We start from the raw sequence: 14,088 nt of genomic DNA on the forward strand, positions 1-14,088 counted from the left end.
CCATGCCCCTACCCCTCCATGCCCAGGCGCGGCCCGCCCCCGAGGCAGCGGTGCTCACAGGGCTGCCCCCGGTCCGCGAGGTGAGCGCCGCGGAAGTGGCCACCCGGATATCCGGCGGCCCCCGTCTCGTCGTCCTCGACGACGATCCCACCGGCACCCAGACGGTCGCCGACGTGCCCGTCCTGACGTCCTGGACGGTTGAGGACCTGCGCTGGGCGCTGCGCCAGGACAGTGGCGTCTTCTTCGTCCTCACCAACAGCCGCAGCCTGTCTGCTGAGGACGCCGCCGCGCGCAACCGCGAGGTGGTCCGCGCCCTGCACGCGGCCGCCGCGGGCGAGGGCACCGGTTACGTCCTGGCCAGCCGTGGCGACTCGACGCTGCGCGGCCACTTCCCGCTGGAGACCGATGTCCTCGCCGAGGAGCTGACCGAGCTGGGCGCAGGTGCCCCGGACGGTGTGGTACTGGTCCCCGCCTACATCGAGGCGGGTCGGCTGACCATCGGCTCGAACCACTGGATGCGGACCGCCGACGAACTGCTCCCGGTCGGCGAAAGCGAGTTCGCCCGTGACGCCACCTTCGGCTACCGCAGCTCGTCGCTGCCCGAGTGGGTCGAGGAGAAGACGGGCGGACGCATCCCCGCGGACCAGGTCCTGCGCATCACCCTCGACGACCTGCGCGGCGGTGGCCCGGCGCACACGGCGCGGCTGCTGTCCTCGCTGCGCGGCGGACGGGTGGCCGTGGTCGACGCGGTGTGCGACGACGATCTGCGAGTGCTCGCCCTGGCCCTCGCGGAGGCGGAGGAGAACGGCACGCGGCTGCTGTACCGGGTCGGGCCGTCCTTCGTCAGGGCCCGCGCCGGACAGGCCGGGCGGGCACCGCTCACCCCGGCCGAACTGCGCCCGCTGCGCGGCGACGCACCGCACGGTCTCATCGTCGTGGGGTCTCATGTCGCGCTGACGACACGGCAGTTGGACCGGCTGCGGGAGCGTGGCGGGATCGCCGAGTACGAGCTGGACGTGGCCCTGCTGCTCGACGAGGAGCGGCGTGACGCCCACATCGCCGAGGTCGCGGCCGCGGCCGCCGACGCGCTGGACTCGGCCGACGCCGTGATCCGCACCTCTCGCGTGCTGGTGACGGGTGCCGACGCGGACGACAGTCTGGCGATCTCCCGCCGGGTCTCCGCCGCGCTCGTTCAGACCGTGCGCCAGGTCAACGCCTCCCGGCGGCCCGCTTTCGTCGTCGCCAAGGGCGGCATCACCTCCAGCGACACCGCCACCCACGGCCTTGAGATCCGCCGTGCCTGGGCCCGGGGCACGCTGCTGCCGGGCATCGTCTCGCTGTGGGAGCCCGTGGACGGCCCCGCCGCAGGCATCCCCTACATCGTCTTCGCCGGCAACGTCGGGGGCCCCGATGCCCTCGCCGACGCCCTCGACCTGCTCAGGAGTGCCTGATGCTGCTGCACGGAACCGATGCCCTGAAGCAGGCCGCGGCCGCCGGTCACGCCCTGCCCGGGTTCGTCGCCTACAACCTGGAGACGGTCCAGGGCGTCACGGCCGCCGCCGAGGCCGCCGGACGGCCGGTCTTCATCCAGGCGGGCTCCAGTCCCTTCAAGCACGCCGGCCGCGAGGCCCTGATGCGGCTGGCACTGGACGCCGCGGCGCGCTCCACGGCCTCTCTCGGAGTGCACCTCGACCACAGCCGGGACCTGGACGAGATCACGGCCTGCCTGGAGGCGGGCTACACCTCCGTCATGGTCGACGGCTCCCACCTGCCGTTCGCCGAGAACATCGCCTTGACGAAGGAGGCGATCCGCCGGGCCCGCGACCACAGTGCCTGGGTGGAGGCCGAACTCGGTGCCCTCCCCGGCGACGAGGACGTCTCCACCGACGCCGTCGCGCCGGCCGCGGCGATGACCGACCCGCAGCAGGCGGCCGAATTCGTGGCCGCGACGGGCGTGGACGCACTCGCCGTCGCCGTCGGCAACGTCCACGGCTTCACCAAGCACCCGGTCCGCCTGGACCTGGAGCGGCTGGCCGCGATCCACGAGGCCGTAACCGTCCCGCTCGTCCTGCACGGCGCCAGCGGTCTGCCCGTCGAGGAGCTGCACGGCGCCCTCGCCCGAGGCGTCGCCAAGGTCAACGTCAACGCCGAACTGCGCCGCGCCTATCTGGAGGCCACCCGCGTGACCCTCCCGTCCGCGTTGCCCGGCTCCGACGTCGTCTCCCTGTGGGCGGCGGGCCGCGACGCGGTCCGGGACGCCGCCCTGGAGGTCATCGGCCGCCTCAGCCCCCGCGCTTAGGGGACGCACGCGTGACCTGATCCAGCCCCGCTGCCCTAGCCGCACCACACCGCCAGACACAAGACCGTCGTGCGCCCCGGCCGTGCGCGCTGCGCGCGGTTCGCACCGTTCCGTCCCGCGCACTCGTGCCCTCCTGGGCACGCGGGCCGGTACCTCACCCTCTTGGAGCCACCATGTCCACCACTGCCTCGATCGCCGTGCTGCACACCAGCCTGCTGTTCGTCAACCCCGATTCGGTCATCAACGAATACCTCGCGGAACTCGCGCCAGACGCCAAGGTCCTGCACTTCGTCGACAGCGATGTGCTCGCAGCCGTGGTGCGCGACGGTGAGGTCTCACCTGCCAGCACGCGGCGCATGGTGCACCTGGCCCAGGCCGCGGAGTCCGCAGGGGCCGACGTCATCTTCTCCGCCTGCTCCTCGGTCGGTCCGGCCATCGACGTGGCCCGACGCCTGGTCTGCGCCCCGATCGTCAAGATCGACGACGCGATGACCGCGTCAGCGGTCGAGACCGCGGGCGCCATCGGCGTCCTGGCGACGGTCCCCACGACGCTGCCGCCGACCCGTGCCCTCGTCGAGGAGAAGGCCCGGGCTGCCGGTCGCGACATCACCGTCCAGGAGCAGCTGTGCGAGGGTGCCTTCTCGGTGCTGATGTCCGGTGACCGCGACCGCCACGACGCGATGGTGCTGGACGGGGCACGGGCGCTGGCCAAGGAGGTCGACGTGATCGTGCTGGCGCAGGCATCCATGGCACCGCTGGCTCCCGCGATCGCCGAAGCGGTCGGCAAGCCCGTGCTCTCCAGCCCGCGCAGCGGAGCGGAGAACGCGGTGCGGGTGCTGAACGAGCAGACGGCGGAACCTGGCCATACCACGGAGAGGGCCTTTGAGACCACGGGATGGCAGGGAGGCTGCGGAGCAAGGTGATTGAACCACTGACCGTGGCCGTCCCCCGGCCGGAACACAGGAGCCAGCATGCCGAGATTCGCAGCGAACCTGTCCATGATGTACAACGAGCACGATTTCCTCGACCGCTTCGCCGCGGCCTCGGCTGATGGCTTCCAGGGGGTCGAGTACCTCTTCCCCTATGCGTACGACGCCGCCGAGCTGCGCCGCCGGCTCGACGACCACGGCCTGGTGCAGGTGCTCTTCAACGCACCTGCAGGAGCGTGGGAGTCCGGAGAGCGCGGGATGGCGGCACTGCCCGGACGTGAGGCGGAGGTGCGTTCCGGGGTGGACCGGGCGCTGGAGTACGCGGGGGTGCTGGGCTGCCCGCGGGTGCACCTGATGGCCGGGCTGGTCCGACCGGACGCGACACCGGTGGCCAAGCACCGCGACACCTATCTGACCAACCTGGCGTGGGCCGCGGAACGGGCCGCCGCGGCGGGCGTCGACATCCTGATCGAGCCGATCAACGGCCGCGACATGCCCGGATACTTCCTGAGCACCCAGGCCGAGGCCCACGCCGTGGTGCAGGAGGTGGGAGCCGCCAATCTCAAGGTGCAGCTCGACCTCTACCACTGCCAGATCGTCGAGGGCGACCTCACCACGACACTGCGCCGCGACCTGCCGACCGGCCGGGTCGGTCATCTGCAGATAGCGGGCGTGCCCGACCGGGATGAGCCCGACCAGGGTGAGTTCAACGTCCGCCACCTGCTCGACGTGGTCGACGAACTGGGCTTCGACGGGTGGGCCGGCTGCGAGTACCGCCCCCACGCCGGCACGAGCGAAGGTCTTGGCTGGCTCAACGACTACCGCAGCCACCAAGCAGACAGCGCATGAGGATGAGCGGTACGGCCTCGACCCTGACCTGGTCACCTTCGCCAAGGGCGTCACCTCCGGCTACGCCCCGCTGGGCGGCGCCCTGGTCTCGCCGCGCATCTGGCAGCCGTTCTACCGCGACTGCGAGCAGACGCCGATCTTCCAGCACGGCGCCACCTACGCCGGAGACCCCACCGCCAGCGCCCTGGCCCTGCGCAACATCGACGTCCTCGAACTGCGCGGCAACACCGTACGGATCAGCCCGCCCTTCATCACCACCGACGACGAACTCCGCCATCTCGTCGCCGCCATCGACACCGTCATCACCGCGCAGGACAGCGAGCTCATCGCCATCCACCAGCGCTACGCCGCGCCCACGCGCCCCGTTCTCCAGGAGACTCCCGTGTCTGACACCGTCGTACCCCCCAGCATCGAATGGGGCGCCGACACGGCGCCCGTGCACAACCCCTACACCGGCGAGGTCATCGCCTCGGTGCCCACCGTCGAAGCAGGCGCCATCGGCGGCATCCTGCAGCAGGCCAGATGCGGGCGCCGCACCGCGGCCGCGCTGTCCCGCGCCTCCAGGGCCTCCGTGCTGGAACGCGCCGCCCGACTGATCGAGCAGCGCGCCGAGTCCTTCGCCCAGCTGATCGTCAGCGAGGCCGGCAAGACCATCACCCAGGCCCGCAAGGAAGTCGCCCGCGCGGTCAACACCCTGTCCCTGTCCGCGGCCGAGGCACGGCGCAACGCCGGCGAGGTCATCCCCTTCGACTCCCATGAGGGCTCCGAGAAGCGGCAGGGCTGGTTCACCCGTGAACCGCTGGGCATCATCGCCGCCATCACCCCGTTCAACGACCCCCTCAACCTGGTCGCCCACAAACTCGGCCCCGCCATCGCCGGCGGCAACGCGGTCATCCTCAAACCGTCCGCGCTGACGCCACTGTCCGCGCTGCGCCTGGTCGACACGCTCATCGAGGCCGGCCTGCCCGAGGAGATCGTCACCGTCGTCAACGGCGACGCCGGCATCGCCGCCGCGATCGTCGCCGCCCCCGACGTGCGCATGGTGTCCTTCACCGGCGGATTCGCCACCGGCGAGGCCATCTCCCGCACGGCCGGCCTGAAAAAGCTCGCCATGGACCTGGGCGGCAACGCCCCGGTCATCGTCATGGACGACGCCGACCTGGACGAGGCCGTGGCCTCGTGCGTCTCCGGCGCGTTCTGGGCCGCGGGCCAGAACTGCATCGGCACCCAGCGGATCCTGATCGCCCACGACGTCTACGAGCGCTTCCGCGACGCCTTCGTCGCCCGCACCAAGCTGTTGCGCGTCGGCGACCCCCTGAACGACACCACCGACGTCGGCCCCATGATCACCCGGGAGGCCGCGGCCGCCACCCGGGCCAAGGTCGACACGGCGGTGGCCGAAGGCGCGGTGCTGCTGTGCGGCAACGACGTCAACGGCGCCCTGTACACGCCGGCCGTCCTGGAAGGTGTCCCGGCCACCTGCTCGATCTGGCAGGAGGAGGTGTTCGCCCCGGTCGTCGTGCTGCAGCCGTTCACGTCCTTCGAGGACGCCATCGAGCAGGCCAACGCCATCGACTACAGCCTCCACGCGGGCATCTTCACCTCGCGCCTGGACCGCGCCCTGAGCGCGGCCCGGCAGCTGGAAGCGGGCGGAGTCATGATCAACGACTCGTCCGACTACCGCTTCGACGCCATGCCGTTCGGCGGGTTCAAGTACGGCAGCATGGGCCGCGAAGGCGTGCGCTTCGCCTTCGAGGAGATGACCCAGCCCAAGGTCGTCTGCATCAACCACATCACCGACGTGGTGCACTGACCGCCTTGCGCGCCGAGCACGACTCTCCGGGCAGTGGCGCGACCGGAGGGTTTGTCAGATCTGTGGTGGGGCGCACCTGACTGTCTGTAGCATCAGCCGCATGATTCGGCTGGAACGATCGCCTGACGCCCTGACAGCAGAAGGGTGCCTCCCACCTGCGATGATCTGGACTGTCTAGATCAAGAAGACCGCGAGGAAGAGGCACCCAACGGGTGAAGAGCAGCGGCTGGGATCATCGGCTTGCCGTGCGGGCCGACGGCAAGAACCTGATCGGCCACGCGGGCGTGGGCTGCTGCGGAAGGTTGCGCCCGCATCGGCCTGGCCACTGCGCTGAATGGGGCGTTGCCGAGGGGCACCGGGCCGGACTGGCGGGACCGGGGCTCGGCGCTGCTCCAGCTGGCCTGCGCAGTCGTGCTCGGTGCGACGAACACCTAGGAGGCGGCCGAACACCGCCCGCCAGTGGTACTGGAGTTGCTCGTCGTCGTGCTGGAGAAGGAGCCGGGTTCAGGCGACGTTCGTGGCGACGCGAGGGCTTGAGCCGGCGCACGACATCCCCGCGCGCCGGAAGCGGAGCGAACGCGGGCAACCAGGACACCCAACACCCCCGCCTGCGCGAGGCACTGGAGAACCGGCCGTGCGCTTCGCCACCCCCCTGCGGGCCGCGGGCCACGGAGGGCCCCTTCGATCTGGGCCTCTCCGTGCGCCCACCTGCTTTCCATGCGGTGACGCCGAGCAGTACGGATGGGACCGGGCGACAGCCGACGGTCCCATCCGTACATACCCCGTCGCTGAGCCGCATTTCTGCCACAGCGCGGTCCTCATTCAGGGCATCGAGACATGTGTCTACCGGGCAGATTGCCCTTGCGAAAGGCCCCGACGCCGATCGTGCCCTGCGGGATCGGCGTTACGACACGGTCACGTAGATCTTGCGCACGGTTTCGATGGTCTTCCAGACACCGACGTAGCCCGGCTTCATGACAAAGCTGTCGCCAGCCTTGTAGATCACCGGCTCACCACCTTCCGGCGTGAGTTCGACGACTCCGGAAAGGATGTGACAGAACTCGAAGGTCTCGCCCTTGATCGAGCGCGTCTCGCCGGGAGTGGCTTCCCAGACACCCGTGTTGATCGTTCCTTCGCGGGCGGCGTCCTGGGCCCATGTCCTGTAAGTCGGGTCGCCGGAGATCAGGCGTTCCGGCAGCGGGCCGGACTCGCTGGGAGCGAAGGAGGGGTTGGTGTCGATGGTCTTCAGGAGCGACATGCTTTTCCTCTATTGCTTTCGGGAACGAGGCAAATTGAGAACGGACATACCAAGCGTCACCGGGTCGGGTTCGACCAGGCTCATCGTGCATCTGCGATTGAGGCCTGACAGCTGCGCTCCACGGTCACGGCGCGCAGCAGGTCGGCGAGCCTCTCGGCGGGCAACGGGCCCTTCTCCTGAGCGGTCGGGCCATGCACGGCTTGCCACAGAGCCATGCTTCCGATGCTGCCCAGGCCGGCTGTCGACCGGTCAGCGGATGCGGTCCAGCGTCTTGTAGTAGGCGCCCGCGAAGGGCAGGAACCAGGCAGTGCCGTTGTAGAGGGGGATGCGGGGCGGGGCGATGTCGCGGACGGGGCTGACCTCGGGGTGGCCGTCCATCACCTCGGCCATGACGTGCCCCATGTGGGTTGCCATCTGGACGCCGTGGCCCGCGTATCCCATGGAATAGTAGACGCCGTCCTCGGTCTGCCCGGCGTGCACGATGCGGTCCATGGCGAAGCCGACGGAGCCGCCCCACACGTACTCGATCTTGGTGCGGGAGAGCTGTGGGAAGATCTCGCACATCTCACGGAACAGAACCTGTCCGCTCTTCTTGTCCGAGGTGGGATCGGACGGGGCGAAGCGGGCACGGCCGCCGAACAGCAGCCGGTTGTCAGGGGTGAGCCGGAAGTAGTGGCAGACCTTGTTGGAGTCGACGATGAGGCGGGCCTTGGGGATGATGTCCCGGGCGAGCTCCTCACCGAGCGGCTCGGTCACGATGATGAAGCTGCCCACGCAGACCTGCTGGCGGCGCAGCCAGGGGAAGTTCTTGTCGGTGTAGGCGTCGGTGGCCATCATGACCTGCCCGGCACGGATCACACCGCGCTCGGTGCTGACCTCGTACCGGCCGGCAGCGGTACGCCGCACGCCGGTGGCCGCGTTGCGCTCGTGGATCTCGACACCGGTGCGCTCGCACGCCTCGGCCATACCGCGCACGAAGCGGCCGACGTGCAGGGCGGCGCTGAACGGGTCGAGCAGCCCGCCGTGGTAGGCATCGGATCCGATCTCGGAACGCAGCTCGGCCTTGCCGATCAGAGTCGTCTCGTGTCCGAAGTACTTCGCCAGGTCGCGCTGCTGGGCCTTCTTGCTCTCGAAGTGCGAGGGGCGGGACGCGACGCCCAGGCGTCCGACGCGACGGAACTGGCAGTCGATGGATTCCTCGTTCACGAGCCGCTCGACGGTGTCCACGGCCTCGCCGTAGGAGTTGTAGATCTCGCGGGCCCGTTCGAGGCCGTACCGGCGGATGGCCTGGCCCACACCGATGGTGAAGCCCAGGTTGGCCATGCCGCCGTTGCGGGCGGAGGCGCCGGAGCCGATCTGGCCCTTCTCGACGAGGGTGACACGGGCACCCTTGCGGGCGGCGTGCAGGGCGGTGGACAGACCCGTCAGGCCGGCGCCGACGACCACCAGGTCGGTGTCCTCGGTCAGCGGCTTGCCGGACCGGTCGGGAAACGCCCCTGCGGTTTCTATCCAGTAGGGAATCGTCTTCATTTCGGGTCCTTAGCGGGGAGTTTTCACGGCGCGGCCGGGCACCACCAGGAGCACGGCCGACGGGGCTGCGGTCGCTGATCAGCGGGGGCGCAGTGGGATCAGCGGCAGGAAACGGTTGCAGACGCGGGCGAGGAGGCCGGCCCCGCCTGCGGTCGGCGCGATATCAGGTCGACGATCAGGCCGGTGCCGGCCACAGCCCCCACGGGCCGCCGATGCAGCGCCTGCCGTCGGCGTCGTCGACGTACGATCCCTCCCCTCGCTGGACGACGAGGAGGTTCTCGCCCTCGAGGCCGAACGAGCCGTTGGCGGTCATGCGGCCTCGCCGGCGGGATTGGCGACGCCTGCCGTGTTCTCGACCGAGAGCAGGGAGCCCTGCTTTCCGGAGTCGATCCAGCGCACCAGGGCCACCAGGCCCAGGGCGAGGATGGCGAAGGCGGTGAGCAGCGCGCTGACCGCGGTCACGCTGGGGTCGATCTCGAAGGTGAGGGAGTTGTAGACCTGCACGGGCAGGGTGACGGTGTCGACGGAGGAGAGGAACTGGGAGATGTAGAACTCGTCGAAGCTGGTGATGAAGGAGAAGATCGCTGCCGCGATCATGCCCGGCGCGGCCAGGGGGAAGGTGATGCGCCGGGCGATCGTGAGGCGGCCGGCGCCCATGCTGGCGGCGGCGTCTTCGAGGCGTTCGTCGATGCCGCGCAGGGTCGCGATCAGGATCAGCACCGCGATCGGCGCGGCCAGCACCGTGTGCCCCAGCGCGATCGCGATCGGACTGCCCAGCATCGCGGCCGGCTCGAAGAGCAGGAACAGGCCCAGCGCGGTGACGATCTGCGGGATGACCAACGGTCCGAGGACCAGGGCGAACACTGCCGAGCGCAGCGGCAGTTCACTGCGGACCAGAGCGGTCGCCGCGGTCACAGCGATGATCAGTGAGAACACGGTGCTCATAGCGGCGATCAGGGCGCTCAGGGAGAGCGCGGCGGGCCATTTGCTGCCGTCGGCGAACAGTGCCTTGTACCAGTTCAGCGTCCACGCCTCGGGGGGGAACGACGCGACGGCGTTGTTGCTGAAGGAGGTGACGAGGATGACGACGATCGGCAGCGCCAGGAACAGCAGGATCACGGTGGAGATGGCCGTCAGGGCGATCCGCCCGGCCAGGCTGCTGCGCAGTTCCATCATGACGCACTCCTCTTCTTACGGCTGGCGCCGAGGGAGCTGACGGCCTTGACCAGCAGCAGTCCGGCGAGGGTGAGCAGCAGCAGGATGACGCCCTGGGCGGCGGCCCCGTTCCACTGGTTCTCCTTGGTGACCTGCTGGTTGATGAGGGTGGCGATCATCGTCTGGTTGGGTCCGCCCATCAGGGCGGGGGTGATGTAGTAGCCCAGCGAGAGGATGAAGCTGAGCAGTCCGGCACTGGCCAGGCCGGGGGCGACCAGCGGCAGGTAGACCCGGCGGAAGATGGTCACCCGGCCGGCGCCCATGCTGGCCGCGGCCGCCAGCAGGCGCCGGTCCACGCCGCGCATCACCCCGTACAGCAGCAGCACGGTGTACGGGAGCATCATGGAGGTGGTGCCGATGACCACGCCTAGCTCGTTGTAGAGCAGCTGGAACGGCGCTCCGGGGACGGACAGGGCGGTCAGGGTCTCGTTCACCAGGCCCTTGTCGCCGAGCATGATGATCCAGCCGTAGGTACGCACCAGGGCACTGATGAAGTGCGGCACGACCACGACCAGCATCGCAAGGCCCGCCAGGATGGGCTTGAGCCGACAGATCGCCTGGGCGAGGAGAAACCCGAAGACCAGGCTGAGCAGCGCCGTCTCGGCGGAGATCCGCAGCGTGGTGATCAGCACGGACAGGTTGACACCCGTCAGCGCGTCGGCGTACCAGTGCAGCGTGAAGGCGCCGTTGGCGTCCTTCAGGCTGAGCAGCAGGGTGCTGAAGATCGGGTAGACGAACAGCACCAGCAGGTAGACGACGACGGGCAGGGCGTAGAGGATCCCGACGCGGGTCTTGCGCGAGGCGAGGAGCTTGCGCGGACGGGCGGGCGCTGGGGCGGTGGCGGTGAGGGCGGCCATGGCTCACCCGTCCTGTTCGGTGGCGAAGAGGTTGACGTCGTCGGGGTCGGCGGTGATCCCGACCCGCTCACCTGCGACGGGGCCGCGTCCGGCCGGGACCTCCAGGCGCAGCAGGGGCGCGTCCTTGCCGTCGATGCGCACCCCGGCGCGGACCAGGGTGCCGACGTAGGTGGCGGTCTCGACCGTGCCGGTACAGAACCCGTCGTCACTGGCGCAGGCCCGCAACCGGCCCGGCTGCACAGCCACCTTCACCTGCGTACCGGTGGCCAGGTCGTGGCGGCGCGCTTTGATCAGGCCGCCACTGCCATCGAGACGGACCAGGGTGTGCTCGCCGTCTTGCTGCTCGATGCGGCCGGGCAGGAAGTTGGCCGCGCCGAGGAAGTCCGCCACGAAGGGGGTCTTGGGCCGTTCGAACAGCTCGCGGGGGGTGTCGAACTGCTCGATCAGGCCGTTGCGCATCACCGCGATGCGATCCGACATGACCAGCGCCTCTTCCTGATCGTGCGTCACATAGATGACGGTCAGGCCCAGCTCCTGCTGGATGGTCTTGATCTCCACCTGGAGCTGGTCGCGCAGCTTCTTGTCCAGCGCGCCCAGCGGCTCGTCCATGAGGATGACCGGAGGCCGGTAGACCAGCGCCCGGCACAACGCCACACGCTGCTGCTGACCACCCGACAGCTCACGCGGCTTGCGCCCGGCGAACCGCGACAGGCCCGCGATCTCCAGCGTCTCCCCCACCCGCCGGCGGATCTCGTCCTTGCCCACCCCACGCAGCGTGAGCGGGAAAGCGACGTTCTCCTGCACGGTCATGTGCGGGAAGAGCAGGTACTGCTGGAAGACGAAACCCAGCCCCCGCTTCTGCGGCGCGAGCCGCGTCACGTCACGGCCGCCGACGGTGATGGTGCCGGAGTCCGGCTCACAGAAACCGGCGATCATCATCAGCGTCGTGGTCTTGCCCGACCCCGACGAGCCGAGGAAGGTGACGAACTCACCCGCCGCGATCTCCATCGACGCCTCGTCCACGGCGACCACGTCACCGTAGGTCTTGCGCAGAGCCACCACCGACAGCGCCTTGCCGGTCGCGGTGGCCGGCTTGGCGCCGGCCACCTTCACCGACGGTGCGGCAACACCGAAATCAGCCACGAGCCCACTCCAACCAGCGCTTGGTGACGGCCGCTTCGTTCTTCAGCCACCAGTCGATGTCCGCGTCGAAACCCTTGTCGTAGTACTTCGGCGCACCCGCGAGCGCGTTGCGCTCGGCCTCGGTGAGCTTGGCGTAAGCCAGCGGCGAGGACGGGTTCGACGGGAAGGCCTTGGCCAGGTTGGCCTGGCTCTCGGCACTCAGCGAGAAGTCCATCAGCCGGTAGGCGTTGTCCGCGTTGGCCGCGCCCTTGGCGATGGCATAGCCCGAGAACTGGCGGCGGATGCCGTTGAGCTGGCGCTCCACCGGGACGCCCTGCTTTTGCAGATCGGCGATCCGGCCGTCCCAGACGGTGGACATCGTCACCTCCTGGCGGCTCAGCAGCACGCCGGGCACCGGGCCGCTGTCCCAGAACTTCTTGATGTCGCCCCGCAGCCGGGTCAGCACCTTGAACGCGCGGTCCACATCCAGCGGATACAGCTTGTCCATCGGCACACCGTCGGCCAGCAGCGCGAACTCCAGCTCCGGCAGGTCACCGTCCGGGCTGCACATCGCACGCCCGCCCTTGAACGCCTTGGTGTCCCAGAAGTCCGCCCACGACTCCGGCTTACGGCCGCCGAAGGCATCCGTGCGGTACGCAATACACTGACCGTAGAAGCTGTGGCCGATGGCATGGTCGGTGATCTGAGCCTCGGGGATCTTCGCGCTCTTCACGCTCTTGAGCCGGTCCCGGTCCAGCGCCTCCAGGGCGTCCTCGGCCGCGTACTTGGCGAACGACATCATTGAGTCGTTGATGAGGTCGCACTGCGGGCGGCCCTGCTTGATCTGGGCCAGCAGCGGGGCGTTGTCCAGGTTGAGCACCTTGACCTGGATGCCGGTCTCCTGGGTGAACGGCGTGTAGATCGCCTTCTGCAGGGCCGCGCCCCAGGAACCGCCGCTGTCGCGGACGACCACCGTCTTGCCCTTGCCGCCGCTGCTCGCGGCGGACCGGCTGGTACCGGTACCGCAGGCGCTGAGGGCGGTCGCGGCGGTTACGCCCGCCGTGACTCCGCCTATTCCTCGCAGGAACAGTCTGCGGTCTATTCGGGCGTCTTTCATTGTGTGCCTCCTGGTGGTGCCGGCCGCGAGAAGGGGAGCGGCTGGGGACGTGGAAAGCGGCAGCTGGAGCTGGGTTTAGGGGGTGGTGATCTGCCTCGTCGGAATCGACGCCCTGGCCTGGGCCGGAGGGTTGGGCGCGTGGCTGTGTCGGAGTCCCACGGGAGGGCCAGGGCGGCCAGTTCCGGGTCCGGGACGGTGAGGTCGTGCGTGCCGTAGGGGATCAGCCCGCCGGCCCGGGGCGTGGAGCGTGTGCTCCCCGCTTTCGGCCGGGTCGATGATGCGGCGGAGGACGTCGCATCATCGACCCGGTACTTCGAGTTCTACGCGGTCGTCGCCGACATGGACGGCGGGTCCTTCGGGGCTGTCGGTGCGGGACGGCGCGCGTCGCGCGTCAGATGCCGAGCATGGTGTTGAGCTCGTCCAGGGACTTCACCGTCACGTAGTCGTAGCCGTGGGTGACGGGGTCGCAGCCGCGGTCCAGGAGGACGAGGTTGCGGAAGCCCATGTCGTGCATCGGCATCAGGTCGTAGCGGGTGTGCGAGGAGACGTGCACGAAGTCCTCGGGGGACGCGTCGAGCTGGTCGAGCATGTACTCGAACGCCGCGTAGCGGGGCTTGTAGTAGCCGGCCTGCTCCGCGGTGAAGACCGCGTGGAAGTCCGCACCGAGCCGGGGCACGGTCTCCTCGAGGAAGGCGTCCTCGGCGTTGGAGAGGATGACCAGCTTGTAGTTCTCGCCCATCTTCTTCAGCGGTTCCGGCACATCCGCGTGCGGGCCCCAGCTGCGCACCCCGTCGGCGAACCGCTTGCCGGCGTCCGGGGCCGCCTTGATGCCCCACTTGCGGCAGACCCCCTCGAAGGCGGCCTGCAGCGTCTGCTCGTAGGGGTAGTACTTGTCGAGGACCGAGTCGTAGCGGTAGCCGCGGAACTCCTTGACGAACTGGTCCCAGTGCTCGGCCGGGATCTGGTCGCCGACGAGCTCACGCGTGATGGGGGTCATCGGCCACTCGATCAACGTGCCGTAGCAGTCGAACGAGACGTACTTCGGGCGGAACTGGAACGAGGGAATGGGCATGGAAGTGCTCCACTTTCTTGCGTCGGG

Annotated in this window: 13 protein-coding genes; 5 read left to right on the forward strand and 8 right to left on the reverse strand. The window is 69.4% G+C overall.

Going from position 1 to position 14,088, the window contains the following annotated elements; translation table 11 throughout:
- Positions 1–2: 2 nt before the first annotated feature.
- The 5 genes from ACYVMZ_RS31105 to ACYVMZ_RS31125 all read left to right on the forward strand — a co-directional run bounded on the left by ACYVMZ_RS31105 (position 3) and on the right by ACYVMZ_RS31125 (position 5,890).
- The gene (locus tag ACYVMZ_RS31105; RefSeq protein WP_461085566.1) at positions 3–1,451 is read left to right on the forward strand and encodes a four-carbon acid sugar kinase family protein; all 1,449 of its coding nucleotides are present in this window, start codon (positions 3–5) and stop codon (positions 1,449–1,451) included.
- On the forward strand, positions 1,451–2,299 hold the full coding sequence (locus tag ACYVMZ_RS31110; protein ID WP_461085568.1) for a class II fructose-bisphosphate aldolase: 849 nt from the start codon (positions 1,451–1,453) through the stop codon (positions 2,297–2,299). The genes ACYVMZ_RS31105 and ACYVMZ_RS31110 overlap by 1 nt, the downstream gene beginning before the upstream one ends.
- A 173-nt stretch (positions 2,300–2,472) precedes the next feature.
- A complete protein-coding gene (locus ACYVMZ_RS31115; protein WP_461085570.1) occupies positions 2,473–3,222 on the forward strand; it encodes an aspartate/glutamate racemase family protein in 750 nt (249 codons plus the stop codon).
- A 48-nt stretch (positions 3,223–3,270) separates the two neighbouring features.
- A complete protein-coding gene (otnI, locus tag ACYVMZ_RS31120) occupies positions 3,271–4,077 on the forward strand; it encodes a 2-oxo-tetronate isomerase (RefSeq protein ID WP_461085572.1) in 807 nt (268 codons plus the stop codon).
- Positions 4,031–5,890, forward strand: a complete 1,860-nt coding sequence (locus tag ACYVMZ_RS31125) for an aldehyde dehydrogenase family protein (protein ID WP_461085574.1) — start codon at positions 4,031–4,033, stop codon at positions 5,888–5,890. The genes otnI and ACYVMZ_RS31125 overlap by 47 nt, the downstream gene beginning before the upstream one ends.
- Before the next feature lie 904 nt (positions 5,891–6,794).
- Here ACYVMZ_RS31125 and ACYVMZ_RS31130 read toward each other — a convergent pair.
- The 8 genes from ACYVMZ_RS31130 to ACYVMZ_RS31165 all read right to left on the reverse strand — a co-directional run bounded on the left by ACYVMZ_RS31130 (position 6,795) and on the right by ACYVMZ_RS31165 (position 14,061).
- Positions 6,795–7,148 carry a cupin domain-containing protein gene (locus ACYVMZ_RS31130; RefSeq protein ID WP_461085576.1) on the reverse strand — a complete coding sequence of 118 codons (354 nt, stop codon included), beginning with the start codon at positions 7,146–7,148 and terminating at the stop codon, positions 6,795–6,797.
- 249 nt (positions 7,149–7,397) lie between these two features.
- Positions 7,398–8,678, reverse strand: coding sequence for an NAD(P)/FAD-dependent oxidoreductase (locus ACYVMZ_RS31135; protein ID WP_461085578.1), 1,281 nt, complete (start codon positions 8,676–8,678; stop codon positions 7,398–7,400).
- Positions 8,679–8,853: 175 nt separating this feature from the next.
- On the reverse strand, positions 8,854–8,991 hold the full coding sequence (locus ACYVMZ_RS31140; protein ID WP_461085580.1) for a hypothetical protein: 138 nt from the start codon (positions 8,989–8,991) through the stop codon (positions 8,854–8,856).
- On the reverse strand, positions 8,988–9,854 hold the full coding sequence (locus ACYVMZ_RS31145; RefSeq protein ID WP_461085582.1) for an ABC transporter permease: 867 nt from the start codon (positions 9,852–9,854) through the stop codon (positions 8,988–8,990). Before ACYVMZ_RS31145 ends, ACYVMZ_RS31140 begins: the two co-directional genes overlap by 4 nt.
- Positions 9,851–10,750, reverse strand: coding sequence for an ABC transporter permease (locus ACYVMZ_RS31150; protein WP_461085584.1), 900 nt, complete (start codon positions 10,748–10,750; stop codon positions 9,851–9,853). Before ACYVMZ_RS31150 ends, ACYVMZ_RS31145 begins: the two co-directional genes overlap by 4 nt.
- 3 nt (positions 10,751–10,753) lie before the next feature.
- A complete protein-coding gene (locus ACYVMZ_RS31155) occupies positions 10,754–11,893 on the reverse strand; it encodes an ABC transporter ATP-binding protein (RefSeq protein ID WP_461085586.1) in 1,140 nt (379 codons plus the stop codon).
- Complete coding sequence (locus ACYVMZ_RS31160) at positions 11,886–12,989, reverse strand: ABC transporter substrate-binding protein (RefSeq protein ID WP_461085588.1); 1,104 nt, start codon at positions 12,987–12,989, stop codon at positions 11,886–11,888. The genes ACYVMZ_RS31155 and ACYVMZ_RS31160 overlap by 8 nt, the downstream gene beginning before the upstream one ends.
- A gap of 391 nt (positions 12,990–13,380) precedes the next feature.
- Positions 13,381–14,061 carry a haloacid dehalogenase type II gene (locus tag ACYVMZ_RS31165; protein ID WP_461085590.1) on the reverse strand — a complete coding sequence of 227 codons (681 nt, stop codon included), beginning with the start codon at positions 14,059–14,061 and terminating at the stop codon, positions 13,381–13,383.
- Positions 14,062–14,088 lie beyond the last annotated feature (27 nt).

It is taken from the genome of Streptomyces deserti (genome assembly GCF_054782695.1).

What these genes read in the sequence shown, in the direction of transcription:
- ACYVMZ_RS31105 (WP_461085566.1), top strand. Translation starts at nt 3, where the DNA reads ATGCCCCTACCCCTCCATGCCCAGGCGCGGCCCGCCCCCGAGGCAGCG.
- ACYVMZ_RS31110 (WP_461085568.1), top strand. Translation starts at nt 1,451, where the DNA reads ATGCTGCTGCACGGAACCGATGCCCTGAAGCAGGCCGCGGCCGCCGGT.
- ACYVMZ_RS31115 (WP_461085570.1), top strand. Translation starts at nt 2,473, where the DNA reads ATGTCCACCACTGCCTCGATCGCCGTGCTGCACACCAGCCTGCTGTTC.
- otnI (WP_461085572.1), top strand. Translation starts at nt 3,271, where the DNA reads ATGCCGAGATTCGCAGCGAACCTGTCCATGATGTACAACGAGCACGAT.
- ACYVMZ_RS31130 (WP_461085576.1), bottom strand. Translation starts at nt 7,148, where the DNA reads ATGTCGCTCCTGAAGACCATCGACACCAACCCCTCCTTCGCTCCCAGC.
- ACYVMZ_RS31135 (WP_461085578.1), bottom strand. Translation starts at nt 8,678, where the DNA reads ATGAAGACGATTCCCTACTGGATAGAAACCGCAGGGGCGTTTCCCGAC.
- ACYVMZ_RS31140 (WP_461085580.1), bottom strand. Translation starts at nt 8,991, where the DNA reads ATGACCGCCAACGGCTCGTTCGGCCTCGAGGGCGAGAACCTCCTCGTC.
- ACYVMZ_RS31145 (WP_461085582.1), bottom strand. Translation starts at nt 9,854, where the DNA reads ATGATGGAACTGCGCAGCAGCCTGGCCGGGCGGATCGCCCTGACGGCC.
- ACYVMZ_RS31150 (WP_461085584.1), bottom strand. Translation starts at nt 10,750, where the DNA reads ATGGCCGCCCTCACCGCCACCGCCCCAGCGCCCGCCCGTCCGCGCAAG.
- ACYVMZ_RS31160 (WP_461085588.1), bottom strand. Translation starts at nt 12,989, where the DNA reads ATGAAAGACGCCCGAATAGACCGCAGACTGTTCCTGCGAGGAATAGGC.
- ACYVMZ_RS31165 (WP_461085590.1), bottom strand. Translation starts at nt 14,061, where the DNA reads ATGCCCATTCCCTCGTTCCAGTTCCGCCCGAAGTACGTCTCGTTCGAC.